Raw genomic sequence first — 16,631 nt, forward strand, 5'->3', positions numbered from 1 at the left:
GTCGAAATGAAGCGCGCGCGAACGCGCGACCTTTAAATGGCCCGCTCGCGAAAGCCCCGCGCATGCACATACGGCGCTGGCGGCCCATGCAACAGGCGCGGCACACGCGCCATCGATCCGACACGCACCCGCCGGGCCGATGCGCCCACGCGCGGCAACGCACTTGCCCTCGCGTTGCGCAGTTCATGACATCGTCACTGAAACGAGCCCCCTGCCATGTCCGACACTACTGAAAAACCCGCTGAAAGGCCCTACATCCTGCACATGTTCACGGCCACGCCGCAGATGAGTCCGTTCGACGTCAATATGGCCGCCGACGCCGGCTACCAGATCATCGTGCCGTATTGCAATGTCGACGCCGGAATGGTCGCCAACCTCACTCAGGACGCGATCTTTTCGCGCGGCCCGAAAGGCGTGGCGCGCACCGGCATCTTCATCGGCGGACGCGACGTGATGCTCGCCGCCGACATGCTCGACACCGCGCGCAAAGCCATGGTCCCGCCATTCGAGGTGTCCGTGTTCGCCGATCCGAGCGGCGCATATACGACCGCCGCCGCGCTGGTCGCGCTGGCCGAGCGTCATCTGGGCAAGGCCTACGGGATGGAACTGGGCGGCAAGCGCGTGCTGATTCTCGGCGGCACGGGCGCCGTCGGACGCGTGGCGGCGGCGATGGCGGCTTCGCTCGGCGCGGATGTGTCGATCGGGAGCCACACCGACCAGGCGCGCGCGGTGCGGGTCAGCGACGATCTGAATCAGCGCTTCGGCATCGTGACCAAAGGCGTGGGCACGGCGACCCCCGCCGAACTGCGCGCGGTGCTCGGCGAGGCCGAGATCGTGCTGGCCACGGCGATTGCCGGCGTGCAGGTGGTGACCCGCGAAGACCTCGAACACGCGCGCCGTCTGCTGATCGCCGCCGACGTCAACGCGGTGCCGCCCGAAGGCATTGCCGGCGTCAACGTGATGAACGACGGCAAGCCGATCGAAGGCGTGCCCACCACGGGCGGCGCAATCGGCATCGGCGCACTGGCGATCGGCAATGTCAAATATCAGGTCGAACACCGGCTGTTCACGCGGATGCGCACGGGGGGCAAACCCGTCTACCTGAGCTTCCCGCAAGCGTTCGACGAGGCGCGCGCCGTCGCGGCCGGTCTTGGCTGAGCGGCGAGCCGTGCAGGGGCACCAACCATGATCATGCGTTCATCTCCAGCGCGTGCGCCGTTCGTCGCGGTGGCGGGCCTGTCTGCGCGGATGCTCGCGCAGTCCGCCGCGCGTGCCGGCTTGCGGGTCGTCGCGCTCGACGTGTTCGGCGACCGCGATACGCGCGAGGCCTCCGAACTGTGGTTCGACATCGGCGGCGGTCCGTTGTCGATCGACGCCGCGCGGCTCACCGACGCGCTCGAACGCAGCGCGCGCCTGCCGGGAATGATCGGCTGGATCGACGGCAGCGGGCTCGAACCGTTCGTTGCGCAGTTGCGCAGTGCACCAGGCCTGCCGCGCTTCATTGGCAATTCCGTCGACGCCACCGCCGCCGTGCGTGATCCGCGGCGCTTCTTCGCGCTGCTCGACGAACTCGGCATTCCGCATCCGCCGGTCGCCTTCACGCGCCCCGTCGCGCCGCAGGGCTGGCTCGCGAAACGCGCGGACGGCTGCGGCGGAACGCATGTCGAGCCGCTCGCCGCGGTTGCCGACGCACGCGTTCCCGCGCAAGTCTATTTCCAGCGCCACAGCCGAGGCGTCGCGATGTCCGCGCTCTTTATCGCGGCGCGCGGCAGCGCGCGCGTGATCGGCTTCGCGCACCAGCTCACGTGCGCGATGGGCAACTTGCCGTTCGTGCATGCGGGCTCCATCGGCCCAATCGACCTGCCCCCCGCCGTCGAGGTGCGCGTTCGAGGGGCGATCGCCGCGTTGTGCGCGCGCGTCGGGCTTAGCGGCATCAATAGCTGCGACTTTCTGCTCGACGGCGATTCGTTCGAACTGCTCGAAATCAACACACGCCCTTCATCGACGATGACGCTTTACGAAACCGCCTCTCCCGATGCATGGGCACGCGGGCTCGTCGCCAGTCATATCGACGCCTGCCGTCACGGCCGTCTGCCCGCCGAACCCGCGCGTGCGACGTGGCGCGCCGGTCAACGGGTGCTGTTCGCGCCGCGTCCGTTCGCTGTCTCGCAAGCGTTCAGCGATGCATGCATGCGCGATTCGCATTGCCGCGACGTGCCGATGCCCGGCACATGGGTCGAAGCCGGTCAGCCCGTCTGCACGCTCATCGTGCGCGCCGCTTCGGTGGACGCGGTGCGGCATGCGCTCGACGCCCAGCACACGCTGGTGCTGCAACGAATCGAAACCTGCCATGAGCCCTGCTATGAGCCCGACTCTGCCTTCATCCACTGCCACTCCTGACGAACCCAGGCCGCCGCTCGCGGGTGCCGCCGCACTGAGCGTCAACGCGCTCAGCGAACGTCTGGTCGCTCGTCTCGTCGACGACGCCCCGCGTTTCGGCGCCGCGATTAGCCGCACTGCGAACGGCACGGTGCTCGTCGACGCGGGCGTGGCTGCGCCCGGCAGTGTGGCGGCGGGCGTGCTGATCGCTCGCATCTGCATGGGCGGCCTCGGCCACGTGACCGTGCGCGAGAGCCTGGATGCGAGGCCGCTGTGGCCGAGCACGATAGAAGTGCGCACCTCATGGCCGGTGCTCGCCTGCCTCGCCAGTCAATACGCGGGATGGAGCCTCGCGGCGACGAAGGAGCAGACCGGCGGCAAGAAGTTTTTTTCTCTCGGGTCGGGCCCGGCGCGCGCGCTTGCGGTGAAGGAGCCGCTCTTCGACGAACTCGGTTATCGCGATCGTCATGAGCGCGGCGTGCTCGTGCTCGAAGTGGACCGTCTGCCGCCGCAGTTCGTCATCGACAAAGTGGTGCACGACTGCGGCCTCGCGCCCGAGCGGTTGACACTCGTCACCACGCCGACACAGTCTGTCGCGGGGACGGTGCAGGTAGTGGCGCGGGTCGTCGAGGTTGCGTTGCACAAAACGCATGTGCTCGGCGTCGCACTGGACGAGGTGGTGGAAGCCGGCGGCTCCGCGCCGTTGCCGCCGCCGGCGCCGGACGGTGTTCAGGCGATGGGCCGCACCAACGACGCAATCCTGTACGGCGGCCGCGTGCATCTCACGGTGAAGCACGACGCGGTGGCACGGCGGCTCGCCGCGGAACTGCCCGCATCGACTTCACGCGATCACGGTCGGCCGTTCGCGGATATCTTCGCCTCGTTCAATTTCGACTTCTACCAGATCGACCCCGCGCTGTTCGCCCCGGCTGAAGTGTGGGTGAGCAGCCTCGAAAGCGGCGCGACCTATCACGGCGGCGCCGTCGACGCGGATCTGCTGCACGGTCAATGGAGCGGCAAACCATGAGTCTGCCTTTGCCCAGCGGCTCGACGGTCATGGACACCGGCACTGACACGCCTGGCGCGCAGGCCCCGCTGCGCATCGCGATCATGACCGACGAAACCGGCTGGCACACCGGGCGCCTGAAAAAAGCGTTTCGCGCGCGCGGTGCGGAGGCGCGCTGCATCGACCTCGCCGATTGCCGCATCGACACGACGTGGGAACCGCACGGGCTCGTGCTGCCGGGCTTCGGCCATGGGCTGCCCGACGCGGTTTTCGTGCGCGGCATCGCAGGCGGCACATTCGAGCAGGTGACGTTGCGGCTCGGCATCCTGCATGCGTTGCGCGAATCGGGTGTGCCGGTCTACAACGATGCGCGTGCGATCGAACGCAGCGTCGACAAATCGATGACGAGTTTTTTGCTGCATCGCCACGGCGTGCCCACGCCTGCCACGTGGGCTGGCGAATCGGCGGCATTCGCGCAGCGTGTGCTGATGCGCGAGGCCGCGGCCGGACGCCAGGTCGTGCTCAAACCGCTGTTCGGCTCGCAAGGCCATGGGCTTAAACGGCTCGGCTCGCGCAGCACGCCGCCGCGCGCGCTGGCGCCGCTGCCTTCGCTGAGGCCGTACAGCCAGGTGGCGTATCTGCAGCGTTTTATCGACGGCGGACGGTCTGGCTTCGACTGGCGCGTGCTCGTGATCGGCGGACACGCGGTGGCGGCGATGCGGCGCATCGGCGGCAAAGGCTGGATTCATAACTTCGCGCAGGGCGCCACGTGCGAGGCGGCCGACCTGGACGCCGCGCTCGCACGAACGGCGGTGCGCGCCACCGAGGCGCTCGGGCTCGACTATGCGGGCGTCGACCTGATTCCCGACCCTCAGGACGCCGCCCGGCCGCTCGTGCTGGAGGTCAACGGCGTGGCGGCGTGGCGCGGCCTGCAATCGGTCACGTCGATCGACATTGCAGCGGCGCTCGCCGACGATCTGCTGTCTCGCAAGCTGCCCGCGCAGCGCGGCGAGGCGGCGGCGGTGGTCGCGCTGCACGGACGCCATGGCTGAGCGGCTGTGGGGTTTTCTGGGCGCGATGGGCCTGAGCGGCTGCTCGAGCGGCTATACGAGCAACTCATGTGCGCGGCGAGTTAGAGCGGTTTCGGCGCGCCCGCCGATATGAACACGCCCCGATCCGTCACCGACTCAAAGCACGCTCGTGCGGCTTTTCTGACAGCCTGCCGGCTGGACGTCGAGACGCCGAAGCCAGGCAACGTCAGCGTGGATAGCGAAGGCCACGGCATGAGCGCGGCGCAGTTCATCGCGAGCGCCGACGCGGCCGCCGACGCGCTGTTCGCGCGCGGCATGCCCGTCGGCCAGCGCGTGCTCGATGCTGTCACGCGCACGCGCGCCACGGTCGGCTGCAATACGAACCTGGGCATCCTGCTGCTGGTGGCGCCTCTCGCCGCAGCGCTCGAAGAAACCGCGCGCCCGCTGTCGGCCCACGCGTGGCACGCGGCAACCGGGCGCGTGCTCGCGCGCCTCGATATCGACGACTCCCGCCTCGCATACCGCGCAATCGCGCTCGCCAATCCCGGCGGTCTCGGCGAGGCCCCCGAGCAATCGGTGCACGACGCGCCGACAGTCGCCTTGCGCGCCGCAATGGCACTCGCCGCCGCGCGCGACAGCATCGCGCGACAGTACGCCGAGGGCTTTCACGACATTTTCGAAACCGGCCTCGCCGCGTGGCGCGAAGTTCCGGCCGATGATCCGCGCATCGCCACGCTGAACGTGTTCCTCACGTTCCTGAGCACGTGGCCCGACTCGCACATTGTGCGTAAGCACGGACTTGGGGTGGCGCAGAGTGTCACGCGAACGGCACGCGAGCGGCACGCGCAATGGCGCCGCACGCTCATGCAAACGGGCACGGCCGCGGGCAGCCAGCCCCTCGATACATGGGATGCCGAAATGAAGGCGGCCGCCATCAATCCCGGTACCAGCGCGGACCTGACGGTGGCAACGCTGTTCGTCGCCCTTTGCCTCGAAGAGCCGGGCACCGCAAGCGGCGCGCCATGCGAGGCTGACGCGCCCCGCACTGGCACGGATTCTGTTAGTTAGTGCCACCGTGCATCAACCGCTGCCAGGCGATCGCGGACCAGGACCGCTCAGGCGGCGTGTCAGTCAGTCGGCAAGTCCCCATTCCACTCATCGGAGGAACAGCATGGCCAAGATCAACCGCGTCCTGATAGGCGAGTCGCTCGTCGGCGACGGCAACGAGGTCGCACACATCGACTTGCTGATGGGACCGCGAGGTTCCGCTGCGGAAACCGCATTCTGTCATGCGCTCACCAACAATAAGGACGGCTTCACATCGCTGCTCGCGGTCGTCGCGCCGAACCTGCTCACCAAGCCCAACACGATCCTGTTCAACAAGGTCACGATCAAGGGTGCGAAGCAGGCGGTGCAGATGTTCGGGCCGGCGCAGCATGCCGTCGCGCTCGCTGTCGCAGACAGCGTCGAGGACGGCACGATCCCGCAGGACGAGGCGGACGACCTGTTCCTGTGCGTCGGCGTCTTCATTCACTGGCAGGCGGAGGACGACAAGAAGATCCAGGAGTACAACTACAAGGCGACGCGCGAGGCGATCCAGCGTGCGGTCAAAGGCGAACCGAGCGCTGCGGAGGTCGTGTCGAAGAAGAGCAGTGTCGCGCATCCGTTCGCCCCGAACTGATGGCTCCCGGCCCGCGCGGACACAGCCGCAAAACGGGGCCGCGCGGGCCTCGAACGATGCCATCGTGCAATTGCTCTCACAGAGGCATGAGATGACCCTACGATGTCGCGCGCTGGCGGCCTTTGCCTGCATCGCGCTTGCCGCGCCGCTCGCCTGGGCGGACGGCGATCCGCAACAGACGCCGGCGCCGGCGGCAGGCTACAACTATCCGACGCAGGGACGCGTCGAATACGTGCTCTCGTGCATGGACGACAACGGACACGATTTCGCGAACGTCTATAAATGCTCGTGCGTGATCGACAAAATGGCGACCGCGCTCCCGTATGACGAGTTCGTCGATCAATCGACCTTCGCCAAGTATGCGACGCTCGGCGGCGAAGGCGGCTCGGAGTTCCGGGTCGACCACGCGAAAGCGCAAACGAAGAAATTCCGCACGTTGCAAGCGGACGCCTACCGCAGTTGCGGACTGGGCGGCGACAAAACCGCGGCGTCGAAATAGCGGATGTGGCCGGTTAACCCGGCGCGGGCGAGCGACACGTCTGCCGCCCCGCCGCCGGCAAACGCATCGTTGCGCCCGGACGATGCCGCATGGTCCGGGCCTCGCGGGTTCAGTCCGGAATCAGCCCCTCGCCAAGCGACGCATAACTCGCGGGTCCGTCCGCTTTTGGCATATCGCTGCGCTGCCGCTCGATCTGCACGCCGACGGCCGCTACATCGTCGAATTTTGCCGGTTTCGCGAGCGATACGCGGACCCAGTGGGCGCCGAAATCGATAATCAGCAGGCGCGCCACCGCTTCGGCAAGCGCTTCGAGCAGACGCACACCGTGCGACTCCAGCAACGCATGCAACGCGCTGCGCACCGCGGCATAGTTGATGGTGTCCTCGATGCGATCCGTCGTACAGGCGCGAATCGCGGGCACGCCGATCGCGAGGTTCATCCGCACTGACTGCGGCACATGCAACTCGCTGCTGTCGATACCTATAATCGTCTGACCGATAAAGTTCTCGATAAACACGATGTCCATGCGCTTAGGCGTGCCCGAAGTTAGTCCTTCCGAAGGCGCACCCCAGGGCATACCCGCGCGAGGCGCCTGCGCATCGGCGGCGCAGAAGCTGGCAAGGCGAACGGTATCGATACGGTCCATGGTGTACTCCGCCGCGTAGCGGCAACAAGTTAAGAGACGCAACCCGGGTAAACGCAAAGCAGCACACAATGACTCGCGCGCGAAGCGCTCTGTGCCGTCAAACGTCAATGCAGACCCCGGGCAGGGCATGCCGACATTAAAAGCAAAAAGCGGGCACACCTTGTACTATTGATGCGACTTCTTATTGAACGTGAACGACATCGAGCGTACAGTTTTAAGCCAACGCCTGACAGTAAACGGAAACAGCGGGCGTATTACTCAGTGCGCATACGGACAGAGCACGACAGAGAAGCCGCGGCGCCAGGGGATGACATTATCGATAAAGCGGCACTCGTGACACGCAGGCGAAGCCCACGCGAATGCAACACTACGCAAGGCAACGTCCGGCGCGCGTGAAGTTGCCGCAACGGAGACGAACCCCATGTCGTTGCTTGCTGACAGCTCCATGCACGTCCGTGAAATTCTCAACGTCGTCAATCATCAACTGGCGACACGTCCGACGAGCGAGCCAGTCGCTCAATCGTGGGCGCGTTGCGTCAACGAGTTCCAGCTCGACCCTTCCCGCTTCGTCACGCCGCCCATCCTGACGGACTACGAACTAAGCTCGCGCCGTGAGGCCATGGGCGACCTGATCGCGTGTTCGAAGCTGGAAATGACCACGCTTTATCAACAGCTGGCCGATCCCGAACTCGCCGTGGTGCTGGTCGACTCGGGCGGCGTGATCGTCCACCAGGTGTCGTCGGTACCTTTCGCCGAAGCAGTGGCATCCGACGGCTTCCGCGTCGGCGCGCTGTGGAGCGAGCGCGAAGCGGGCACCAACGGAATGGGCACGTGCCTCGCCGAACGCGACTGCATCGCCGTCTGCCAGCACGAGCATTTCTATCCGCGCTACACGTCGCTCACCTGCTCCGCTGCGCCGATCTTCGACGACCGCGGCGAGATTGCCGGCGTACTCGACGTCACGAGCCGCTCCAAACTGCTGCAGCAGCACTCGCTGGTGCTCGTCGGCATGTCGCGCCAGATGATCGAAAACCGTTTGCTCGACGCGCGCTATCGTCATGCGAACATGATCCACTTTCACAGCCGCCCGGAATTCGTCGGCACGCTGCATGGCGGAAAGCTTGCCGTGGCGGACGACAGTACCGTGCTGGCGGCAAACCGCAGCGCGCTTTTCCAGCTCGGCTTCCGCTCGCTTAGCGAACTGCGCGGACGGCGTATCGAGGAGGCGTTCAACGCGTCGCTCGAAGACATGATCGCGCGCAGCATTCGCGGCTCGTTTCATCCGGTCACCGTGTACAGCGCCAACGCGACGAACCGCTTTTTCCTCGTCGCGCAGACTGCACAAAATGCGGCGGCACGCGGCACGCGCATCGCCGTGACGGCGCCCGTGGCGCGCACGAGCGCACCCGAAAAGCGCCCACCGCCGGCCCGGCTCGATGAAATCGCGCATCTGGAGTTCGGCGATCCACGCATGGCCTCGCAGATCCAGCTAGGCGTGCGCGTGGTCCAACGCAAGATTCCGATCATCCTCAGAGGGCAAACGGGCACCGGCAAGGAAGTCTTCGCACAGGCGTTGCATAGCATCAGCCCGCATTCGTCGGGGCCGTTCGTGCCGGTGAATTGCGCCTCGTTGCCGGAGAACCTGATCGAAAGCGAACTGTTCGGCTATCGCGCGGGCGCGTTCACCGGTGCTCAGCGCGAAGGACGCCGCGGCAAGATCGTGCAGGCCAACGGCGGCACGCTGTTTCTGGACGAGATCGGCGACATGCCGCTCGCCTTGCAGGCGCGGCTACTGCGTGTGATCGAGGAGCACGAGGTCACGCCGCTCGGCGCGGAAACCACCGTCAAGGTCAATTTCCAGCTGATCAGCGCAAGCCACCGCAATCTGCTCGAACTCGTGCACGGCGGGCAGTTCCGCGAGGATCTGTATTACCGGCTGAAGGGCGTCGAACTGAATCTTCCGCCGCTCGCCGAGCGCGTCGACAAGCTGCCGCTGATTCATCATCTGCTCGAGGCGGAAACCGATAACGATCCACCGGAGCTAACGAAAGAAGCCGAGCAGGCGCTGCTGAGCTATGCATGGCCTGGCAACATCCGTCAGTTGCGACATGTGTTGCAGATGGCGATTGCGCTATGCGACGGGCAACCGATCCGCTGCGAAGATCTGCCCGTGGAAGTCACGCAGCGCGATCCGCTGGTGGCGACGCCCGCCGTGTCGCACCCGGTTGCGCAGCCGGCGCCGCATCCTGACGACGATCCCGATCTTTCCGCGCTGAACGCAATCCAGTTGAACGAACGTGGGACCGTTCTCGCGATGCTCGAAGAAAATCGATGGAACGTCAGTAACGTGGCGAAGGCGCTGGGCATCAGCCGCAATACGCTGTATCGCAAGATGCGCCGGTTGCAAATCCGTCTGTCGCATGACGGCTCGGGCCAAGACGGCGCCGATCTCGACGACCCAGCCGACGAACAGTCCTTCGACGGATCGCCGCCCGACGGATCGCCGCCCGACGGATCGCCGCACGCTCATAGCGCATGACCCAGGCGCCCGCTCGCAAACTCGCGGATTTCAAGCCGGACGCGCGCTTTGCGTGGTGCGTGACGGGCTCGGGCCATCTGCTTGAAGAGTCGATCGAACTCGCGCTGGCGTTGCCGCGCACGGACCTTTTCCTCTCCGCCGCAGCCGAAGAAGTGCTGCCGCTTTACGGGTGGAAGCTGCCCAGACTGCGCGAGCGCTTCAATGTGTTCCGCGACAAGAGCGCGAGCGGCGTGCCGGTCGGCATGCTGTATCACGGCATGTATCACACTGTCATCATCGCGCCGGCCACCAGCAACACGGTGGCTAAATGCGCGTTCGGCATCTCCGACACGCTGCCCACCAATATGTATGCGCAGGCCGGCAAGCAGTGCATTCCGGGCATCGTCTTTGCATGCGACACGGAACCGACGGTCGTCACACAAAGCCCGAACGAATGGGTCGAACTGAGACCGCGAACGATCGAACTCGACAATGTGGAGCGCCTGTCGCGCATCGAGTACACGACGGTCGTGCGCTCGCTGGATGAACTGAAGACGGCGCTCGATCAACGCCTCGCGACGCTCGACCTGGTATGACACTGCCACTCGGCGCTCACTGACATGGACCACATCGTCTTCCTGACCGGCCGGCTCGCCGAAAAGAGCCTGCTCCGCGTGCTCGAAAGCATGGCGCCGGCTCCGTTCAGTTGGGAAATCCGCGAAATCGGTCTGCAAGTCGCCGCGCTGATGACCGCCGACATGATCCGGCGCCGCGTGCCCGCGCCACTCGCGGCACAGCGCGTGATCGTGCCAGGTCGATGCCGAGGCGACCTCGCGGCGCTGACCGAACACTATGGCGTGCCGTTCGAACGCGGCCCGGAAGAAGTGAAAGACCTGCCGCAGTTCTTCGGCCGCGAGGCGAAGCCGGTGGACCTCTCGCGCTACGAGACCGAGATTTTCGCGGAGATCGTCGACGCGCCGCGCCTCGACCTGAACGACATCTCCGCGCGTGCTCGCGACTATGCCGCACAGGGCGCGAATGTGATCGACTTAGGCTGCTTGCCGGAAACACCATTCCCGCATCTCGAAGACGCGGTCCGCCGGCTGAAGGCCGAAGGCTATCGCGTGAGCGTCGATTCGATGCACACCGACGAGTTGCTGCGCGGCGGCCGAGCAGGCGCCGACTATCTGATGAGCCTGAACCTCGACACGCTGTGGATCGCGGACGAAGTGCCGTCCACGCCGATTCTCGTCGCGCGCGATTCACGCGATCCTGCCTCGCTCGACGCAGCCATCGAGCGGTTCACCGCGCGCGGCCGCGCTTTTCTTGCCGATCCGATTCTCGATCCAATCCCGTTCGGCCTCGCCACGTCGATCGCGCGTTACGTGAGGCTGCGCGAACGCTATCCAGACGTGGCCATCATGATGGGCATCGGCAACGTGACCGAGTTGACCGAAGCGGACACCACCGGCATCAACGCCGTGTTGCTCGGCATGGCGGCAGAGCTTCGTGTGAGCGCGGTGCTTACCACGTCCGTCAGCCTGCATGCGCGGCGGGCCGTGCGCGAAGCCGACATCGCGCGTCGCGTGATGCATGCCGCCCGCGAAGCACAGGTGCTGCCCAAGGGCATCGACGGCGATCTTGCGACCGTCCATGCGAAGCGTCCGTTTCCATACAGTCCTGCCGAGATCGACGAATTTGCCCGGCAGGTGCGCGACCCGAATTTTCGCGTGCAGGTGAGCGCCGAGGCCATTCACGTCTACAACCGCGACGGACATCTTCGTGGCGGCGATCCATTCGAGTTCTATCCGGAGCTTCATCTGGAAGCAGACGGCGGCCACGCGTTCTATATGGGCGTGCAGCTTGCACGCGCGGAGATCGCGTGGCGGCTCGGCAAGCGCTTCGATCAGGACCAGCCGCTCGACTGGGGCTGCGCCGTCGATCGGCCCGAGCAGGACCTGTCGGTCTGGTGCGCGCCCGGCGAGACGATGAAAAAACGCTGAGCACGCACGGTACGACCGTTCAGCGCGCTTCCGCTAACGCTTCGTTCGCTTCGCTCATCTGCGCGAGCGCGGCACGCATCGCGCCCATGGCCTGCGCATAGTCGTCGGCGCCGAAGACCGCCGAGCCGGCCACGAACACGTCGGAACCCGCCGCCGCGATCGGCGCGATGTTCGACGCCTTCACGCCACCATCCACTTCGATCAGCAACGCGCGTCCCGTGCGCTGCATGGTTGCGTCGACGCGCTCGCGCAGTATGCGTAGCTTCTCCAGCGTCTCGGGTATGAAGGCCTGGCCGCCGAAGCCGGGATTCACCGACATCACCAGTACTACGTCGAGCCGCTCGATCACATGATCGAGCACCGCGAGCGGCGTCGCAGGATTGAGCGCAAGTCCCACGCGCGCGCCGTGCGTCTTGATCAGTTCGATGGTCCGATGCACGTGCAGCGATGCTTCCGGATGAAAGCTGATCGTGTTCGCACCGGCTTCGGCAAAGCTGATGACGAGCGGATCCACCGGCATGGTCATCAGATGCACGTCGATCGGCACGCGCGTATGCGGCCGGATCGCCGCGCAAACGAGCGGCCCGACCGTGAGATTCGGCACGTAATGGTTGTCCATTACATCGAGATGAATCCAGTCGGCGCCGGCTGCGGTGACGTCGCGAATCTCTTCGGCGAGACGCGCAAAGTCGGCAGACAGCAGCGAAGGAGCAATCAGAAAATCACGCATGCCGGTCTCCTTGCTCAGTGATAACGGCGCGCCATCGCCTCAAGCGCCAATGGCTTGATGCGCGGCGCCTGCCCTGCGCAGCCGAACGCCTCGAAGCGCTCGACGCAGACGCCGCGGGCAGCCGCCGTTGCGGCCTTCAATGCGGCGCGCGGATCGAACTCGGCCCGCGCGTTCGCCAGCGACTTGCGCATTGCGCCGCTCATCGCGAGCCGGATGTCGGTGTCGATATTCACCTTGCGCACTCCGTGCGCAATGCCGCGCTGGATTTCTTCGACCGGAACGCCGTACGTAGTGGGAATTTCACCGCCGTATTCACGGATTATCGCGAGCCACTCCTGTGGCACCGACGACGAACCGTGCATCACGAGATGCGTGTTCGGAATCCGCTCGTGAATTTCGACGATCCGGCCGATGGCGAGAATATCGCCGGTCGGCTGGCGGCTGAATTTATAGGCGCCGTGCGACGTGCCGATCGCAATCGCCAATGCGTCGACGCCGGTGGATTCCACGAAAATCTGCGCCTCGCGCGGATCGGTGAGCAGATCGTCGCGCGTGAGCTGCCCTTGCGCGCCGACGCCGTCTTCCTCGCCGGCCATGCCGGTTTCCAGCGACCCGAGACAACCGAGTTCCCCTTCGACGGAAACACCCACCGCATGCGCTGCGTCCACCACGCGCCGGCTCACGTCGACGTTGTAGTCATAGGTTGCGGGTGTCTTCTGATCGGGCAGCAACGAGCCGTCCATCATCACGGATGTAAAGCCCGAACGGATTGCCTGCTGACACGCCGCCGGACTCGCGCCATGGTCCTGATGCAGCACGAGCGGAATGTCCGGATGCGCTTCGAGCGCGGCTAGCACGAGATGGCGCAGATAAGGCTCGCCCGCATATTTGCGCGCGCCCGCCGACGCCTGCAATATCACCGGGCTCGCGGTTTCTTCCGCGGCCTGCATGATCGCGTGAATCTGCTCCATGTTGTTGACGTTGAACGCGGGCACGCCGTAACCATGCTCGGCCGCGTGATCCAATAGTTGACGCAGTGCTATGAAGGCCATTGCAAACTCCTCGAAGACGAATCGGATTCTGTTCACTTAGCGTGCAGCACGACGCGACGGGCTTCGTCCACCACGGCCTGCGCGGTCACCTGGAAATGGTCGAACAGATCGGCGGCCGGGGCGGATTCGCCAAAGGTGTCGATACCTACCACGCCGCCTTCCAGACCCACGTACTGACGCCAGAACGCGCGCACGCCCGCCTCCACGGCGACGCGCGGCACGTCGGGCGGCAACACTGCATCGCGCCATGTGTCGGGCTGCCGGTCGAACACGCTCGTCGACGGCATCGACACGACGCGCGCAGCGATACCCACGGCAGCGAGCGGCGCGAGCGCATCGAGCGCGAGCGAAACTTCGGATCCCGTAGCGATCAGTATGACGCGAGATTCCAAGTGTTGATTCGTGGACTCCGACGCATCGTGCCAGTCCCGCAGCACATAACCACCCCGCTCGATTGCGTCGATCTGCTCGCTCTCCCGTGCAACAAACGGCAGATTCTGCCGGCTCAGCAGCAGGCACGACGGCCCCTCGCGCTCTACCGCGCTCGCCCACGCGCGCGCGGTCTCAACCGTATCGCACGGACGCCAGACGTCGAGTCCGGGAATCAGCCGCAAGCTCGCTGCGTGTTCGATCGATTGATGAGTCGGCCCGTCTTCTCCAAGGCCGATCGAGTCGTGCGTGAACACGAAGATCGAGCGCGTTTTCATCAGCGCGGCCATGCGCAGCGCGTTGCGCGAGTAGTCGGAAAACGTGAGGAACGTGCCACCAAATGCGATATGCCCGCGATGCAGCGCAATACCGTTGATCGCCGCGCTCATGCCGAACTCGCGCACCCCGTAGTGCAGATAGTTGCCGCCTTGCAAGCCGGCTTCGTCGGCGTGAATGTCCACGGCGGCAGGCCAGTTGGTGAGATTGGAGCCGGTCAGATCGGCCGAGCCGCCCAGCAACTCCGGCAATGCGCGGGCGAGCACGGCGATGCTCTGCTGCGACGCCTTGCGCGTCGCGATGGATTGAGCGGCGCTGTCAGCGTCGCGCAGCATCGCGCGGACCGTATCGCGCCAATGCGCGGGAAGCGCGCCTCGCGTTCTGCGCTCGAATTCGGCGGCCTCGTGCGGATAGTGCTCGCGATAGGCCTCGAAGCGGCGCTTCCAGTCCGCCTCCGCGGCCTCGCCGCGCCCGCTCGCATCCCATTGCGCGCGGATCTCTTGCGGAATCGCAAAGGGCGGATGCGGCCAGCCCAGTGCGCGCCGCGTTTTCTCTGCCTCTTCCGCGCCGAGCGGTGCGCCGTGCACGTCGTGCGTGCCCGCTTTTGACGGAGACCCTTTGCCTATTACCGTCCGACAACAGATCAGCGTGGGCTTGCCAGCCGCGCGCGCGTCTCGCAGCGCGAGGTCGACAGCGTCGACGTCGTGGCCGTCCACGTCGCGCACGACGTGCCAGCCGTATGCGGCAAAACGCGCGGGTGTGTCGTCGCTGAACCACTGCGCGACATGTCCGTCGATGGAGATACCGTTGTCGTCGTAGAGCACCGCGAGCTTGCCGAGCTTCAGCGTTCCGGCGAGCGACGCCGCTTCGTGCGAGATACCTTCCATCAGGCAGCCGTCGCCGGCAAACACATACGTGCGATGGTCGACAATCGTGTGACCGGGCCGGTTGAATTCGCGCGCGAGCAGCGCCTCGGCGAGCGCCATGCCGACCGCGTTGGCGAGGCCCTGTCCGAGCGGGCCGGTCGTCGTCTCGACACCCGGCGTTACGCCAACCTCGGGGTGCCCCGGCGTCCTGCTATGCAATTGACGGAAGCGCTTGAGTTCATCAATTGCAAGGTCGTAGCCCGTGAGATGCAACAACCCGTACAACAGCATCGAGCCATGTCCGTTCGACAGCACGAAGCGGTCGCGATCAGGCCATGCCGGATTGCGCGGATTGTGTTTCAGATGCCGGTCCCACAGCGCGACGGCGATCTCGGCCATGCCAAGGGGCATGCCGGGGTGGCCTGACTTCGCCGCTTCGACGGCGTCGATCGCGAGCATGCGCAGCGCGTTAGCCATCACGCGGGTTTCAGGATATGCAATGGATTCTGCGACTGCACTCATCGAATGTCTCCTTCAAAACCTGCACTGAATGTCTCGCTTGAAAGCCGGAGCCTGGAAGGCTCAGGCCCTTGCGACTCATGCCCGTGATCGCCGGTCGATCAATTGCAGAATCATCGGCGTGAAGATGAGTTGCATGGCGAGTCCCATCTTGCCGCCCGGAACGACGATCACGTTGGGGCGCGACATGAAGGAATCGTGCAGCATTGTCAGCAGGTACTGGAAGTCGATGCCTTTGGGCCGCGCGAAGCGGATCACCACAAAGCTCTCGTCGGGCTGAGGAATTTCGCGCGCGATAAACGGGTTCGACGTATCCACGGTCGGCACACGCTGAAAATTCACGTGCGTGCGCGAGAATTGCGGACATATGTAGTTCACGTAATCAGGCATACGCCGCAGGATCGTATCGACCACCGCCTCGTGCGAATAACCGCGCATGGTCTGATCGCGATGCAGTTTCTGAATCCATTCCAGGTTGATAATCGGCACGACGCCGATCAGAAGATCCGCATGCCGCGCGATGTCGATACGATCGGTCACTGCCGCGCCGTGCAAGCCCTCGTAGAACATCAGATTCGTGCCGGGCTGCACGTCCTCCCACGGTGTAAATGTCCCGGCATCCTGCTTGTAGAGTCGCACTTCAGTTTCGTCGTGCACGTAATGGCGAAACTTGCCGGTGCCGTTCTCGCCATAGCTCGCGAACAGCGCCTCCAGTTCTTCGAGCAAATTCGCTTCTGGTCCGAAATGGCTGAAGTTCGGCACGCCGTCGCGCTCGTGCTGCTTCATCGCTTCGCGCATCCCGTTGCGGTCGTAACGATGAAAGGCGTCGCCTTCCACGATCTGCGCGTTGATCTTCTCGCGCCTGAAGATATGGGTGAAGCTCTTCATCACGGTCGTGGTGCCGGCGCCGCTCGAACCGGTCACCGCGATGATCGGGTGTTTGACTGACATGCGTTTGTCTCCGGATTGTAGTGTTCTGTTCGGCCGGTTCTGGCG

Annotated in this window: 15 protein-coding genes; 10 read left to right on the plus strand and 5 right to left on the minus strand. The window is 65.2% G+C overall.

Annotation, left to right across the window (positions count from 1 at the left end; translation table 11 throughout):
• Window positions 1-216 precede the first annotated feature (216 nt).
• The 7 genes from BCA01S_RS04645 to BCA01S_RS04675 all read left to right on the plus strand — a co-directional run bounded on the left by BCA01S_RS04645 (window position 217) and on the right by BCA01S_RS04675 (window position 6,596).
• Window positions 217-1,158, plus strand: a complete 942-nt coding sequence (locus tag BCA01S_RS04645) for an NAD(P)-dependent methylenetetrahydromethanopterin dehydrogenase (protein WP_027775914.1) — start codon at window positions 217-219, stop codon at window positions 1,156-1,158.
• 27 nt (window positions 1,159-1,185) lie between these two features.
• Window positions 1,186-2,400, plus strand: a complete 1,215-nt coding sequence (locus tag BCA01S_RS04650; RefSeq protein ID WP_027775915.1) for an ATP-grasp domain-containing protein — start codon at window positions 1,186-1,188, stop codon at window positions 2,398-2,400.
• The gene (gene mch, locus BCA01S_RS04655; RefSeq protein WP_174447012.1) at window positions 2,363-3,406 is read left to right on the plus strand and encodes a methenyltetrahydromethanopterin cyclohydrolase; all 1,044 of its coding nucleotides are present in this window, start codon (window positions 2,363-2,365) and stop codon (window positions 3,404-3,406) included. Before BCA01S_RS04650 ends, mch begins: the two co-directional genes overlap by 38 nt.
• The gene (locus BCA01S_RS04660) at window positions 3,403-4,437 is read left to right on the plus strand and encodes an ATP-grasp domain-containing protein (protein WP_027775917.1); all 1,035 of its coding nucleotides are present in this window, start codon (window positions 3,403-3,405) and stop codon (window positions 4,435-4,437) included. Before mch ends, BCA01S_RS04660 begins: the two co-directional genes overlap by 4 nt.
• Window positions 4,438-4,545: 108 nt before the next feature.
• Window positions 4,546-5,484: a triphosphoribosyl-dephospho-CoA synthase gene (locus BCA01S_RS04665; protein ID WP_027775918.1), complete on the plus strand. Its 939-nt coding sequence runs from the start codon at window positions 4,546-4,548 to the stop codon at window positions 5,482-5,484.
• A gap of 103 nt (window positions 5,485-5,587) precedes the next feature.
• Window positions 5,588-6,097 (plus strand): formaldehyde-activating enzyme, encoded by a 510-nt coding sequence (gene fae, locus BCA01S_RS04670; protein ID WP_027775919.1) that lies wholly within the window; start codon window positions 5,588-5,590, stop codon window positions 6,095-6,097.
• A gap of 91 nt (window positions 6,098-6,188) precedes the next feature.
• Window positions 6,189-6,596 carry a hypothetical protein gene (locus BCA01S_RS04675; RefSeq protein ID WP_027775920.1) on the plus strand — a complete coding sequence of 136 codons (408 nt, stop codon included), beginning with the start codon at window positions 6,189-6,191 and terminating at the stop codon, window positions 6,594-6,596.
• A gap of 109 nt (window positions 6,597-6,705) precedes the next feature.
• Here the strand turns inward: BCA01S_RS04675 and BCA01S_RS04680 are convergent, their stop codons facing one another.
• The gene (locus BCA01S_RS04680; protein ID WP_027775921.1) at window positions 6,706-7,242 is read right to left on the minus strand and encodes a dihydroneopterin aldolase; all 537 of its coding nucleotides are present in this window, start codon (window positions 7,240-7,242) and stop codon (window positions 6,706-6,708) included.
• A 421-nt stretch (window positions 7,243-7,663) separates the two neighbouring features.
• On the opposite strand from BCA01S_RS04680, the gene BCA01S_RS04685 reads away from it, so the two are divergent.
• The 3 genes from BCA01S_RS04685 to BCA01S_RS04695 are packed head-to-tail and all read left to right on the plus strand — an operon-like array spanning window position 7,664 to window position 11,763.
• A complete protein-coding gene (locus BCA01S_RS04685; RefSeq protein WP_027775922.1) occupies window positions 7,664-9,781 on the plus strand; it encodes a sigma-54-dependent Fis family transcriptional regulator in 2,118 nt (705 codons plus the stop codon).
• Window positions 9,778-10,356 carry a flavoprotein gene (locus tag BCA01S_RS04690; protein ID WP_020066334.1) on the plus strand — a complete coding sequence of 193 codons (579 nt, stop codon included), beginning with the start codon at window positions 9,778-9,780 and terminating at the stop codon, window positions 10,354-10,356. The genes BCA01S_RS04685 and BCA01S_RS04690 overlap by 4 nt, the downstream gene beginning before the upstream one ends.
• Before the next feature lie 24 nt (window positions 10,357-10,380).
• Window positions 10,381-11,763: a DUF6513 domain-containing protein gene (locus BCA01S_RS04695; RefSeq protein WP_027775923.1), complete on the plus strand. Its 1,383-nt coding sequence runs from the start codon at window positions 10,381-10,383 to the stop codon at window positions 11,761-11,763.
• Window positions 11,764-11,782: 19 nt separating this feature from the next.
• Here BCA01S_RS04695 and rpe read toward each other — a convergent pair whose 3' ends face one another.
• From rpe to BCA01S_RS04715, 4 genes are all read right to left on the minus strand, one after another.
• A complete protein-coding gene (gene rpe, locus BCA01S_RS04700) occupies window positions 11,783-12,493 on the minus strand; it encodes a ribulose-phosphate 3-epimerase (protein ID WP_027775924.1) in 711 nt (236 codons plus the stop codon).
• A gap of 14 nt (window positions 12,494-12,507) precedes the next feature.
• Window positions 12,508-13,545: a class II fructose-bisphosphate aldolase gene (fba, locus tag BCA01S_RS04705; protein ID WP_027775925.1), complete on the minus strand. Its 1,038-nt coding sequence runs from the start codon at window positions 13,543-13,545 to the stop codon at window positions 12,508-12,510.
• Window positions 13,546-13,577: 32 nt separating this feature from the next.
• Window positions 13,578-15,638, minus strand: coding sequence for a transketolase (gene tkt / locus BCA01S_RS04710; RefSeq protein WP_027775926.1), 2,061 nt, complete (start codon window positions 15,636-15,638; stop codon window positions 13,578-13,580).
• Window positions 15,639-15,713: 75 nt separating this feature from the next.
• The gene (locus tag BCA01S_RS04715; RefSeq protein WP_020066339.1) at window positions 15,714-16,586 is read right to left on the minus strand and encodes a phosphoribulokinase; all 873 of its coding nucleotides are present in this window, start codon (window positions 16,584-16,586) and stop codon (window positions 15,714-15,716) included.
• Between the last annotated feature and the right edge of the window lie 45 nt (window positions 16,587-16,631).

It is taken from the genome of Paraburkholderia caledonica NBRC 102488, assembly GCF_000685095.1.
In the GTDB taxonomy this organism is placed as follows: domain Bacteria; phylum Pseudomonadota; class Gammaproteobacteria; order Burkholderiales; family Burkholderiaceae; genus Paraburkholderia; species Paraburkholderia caledonica.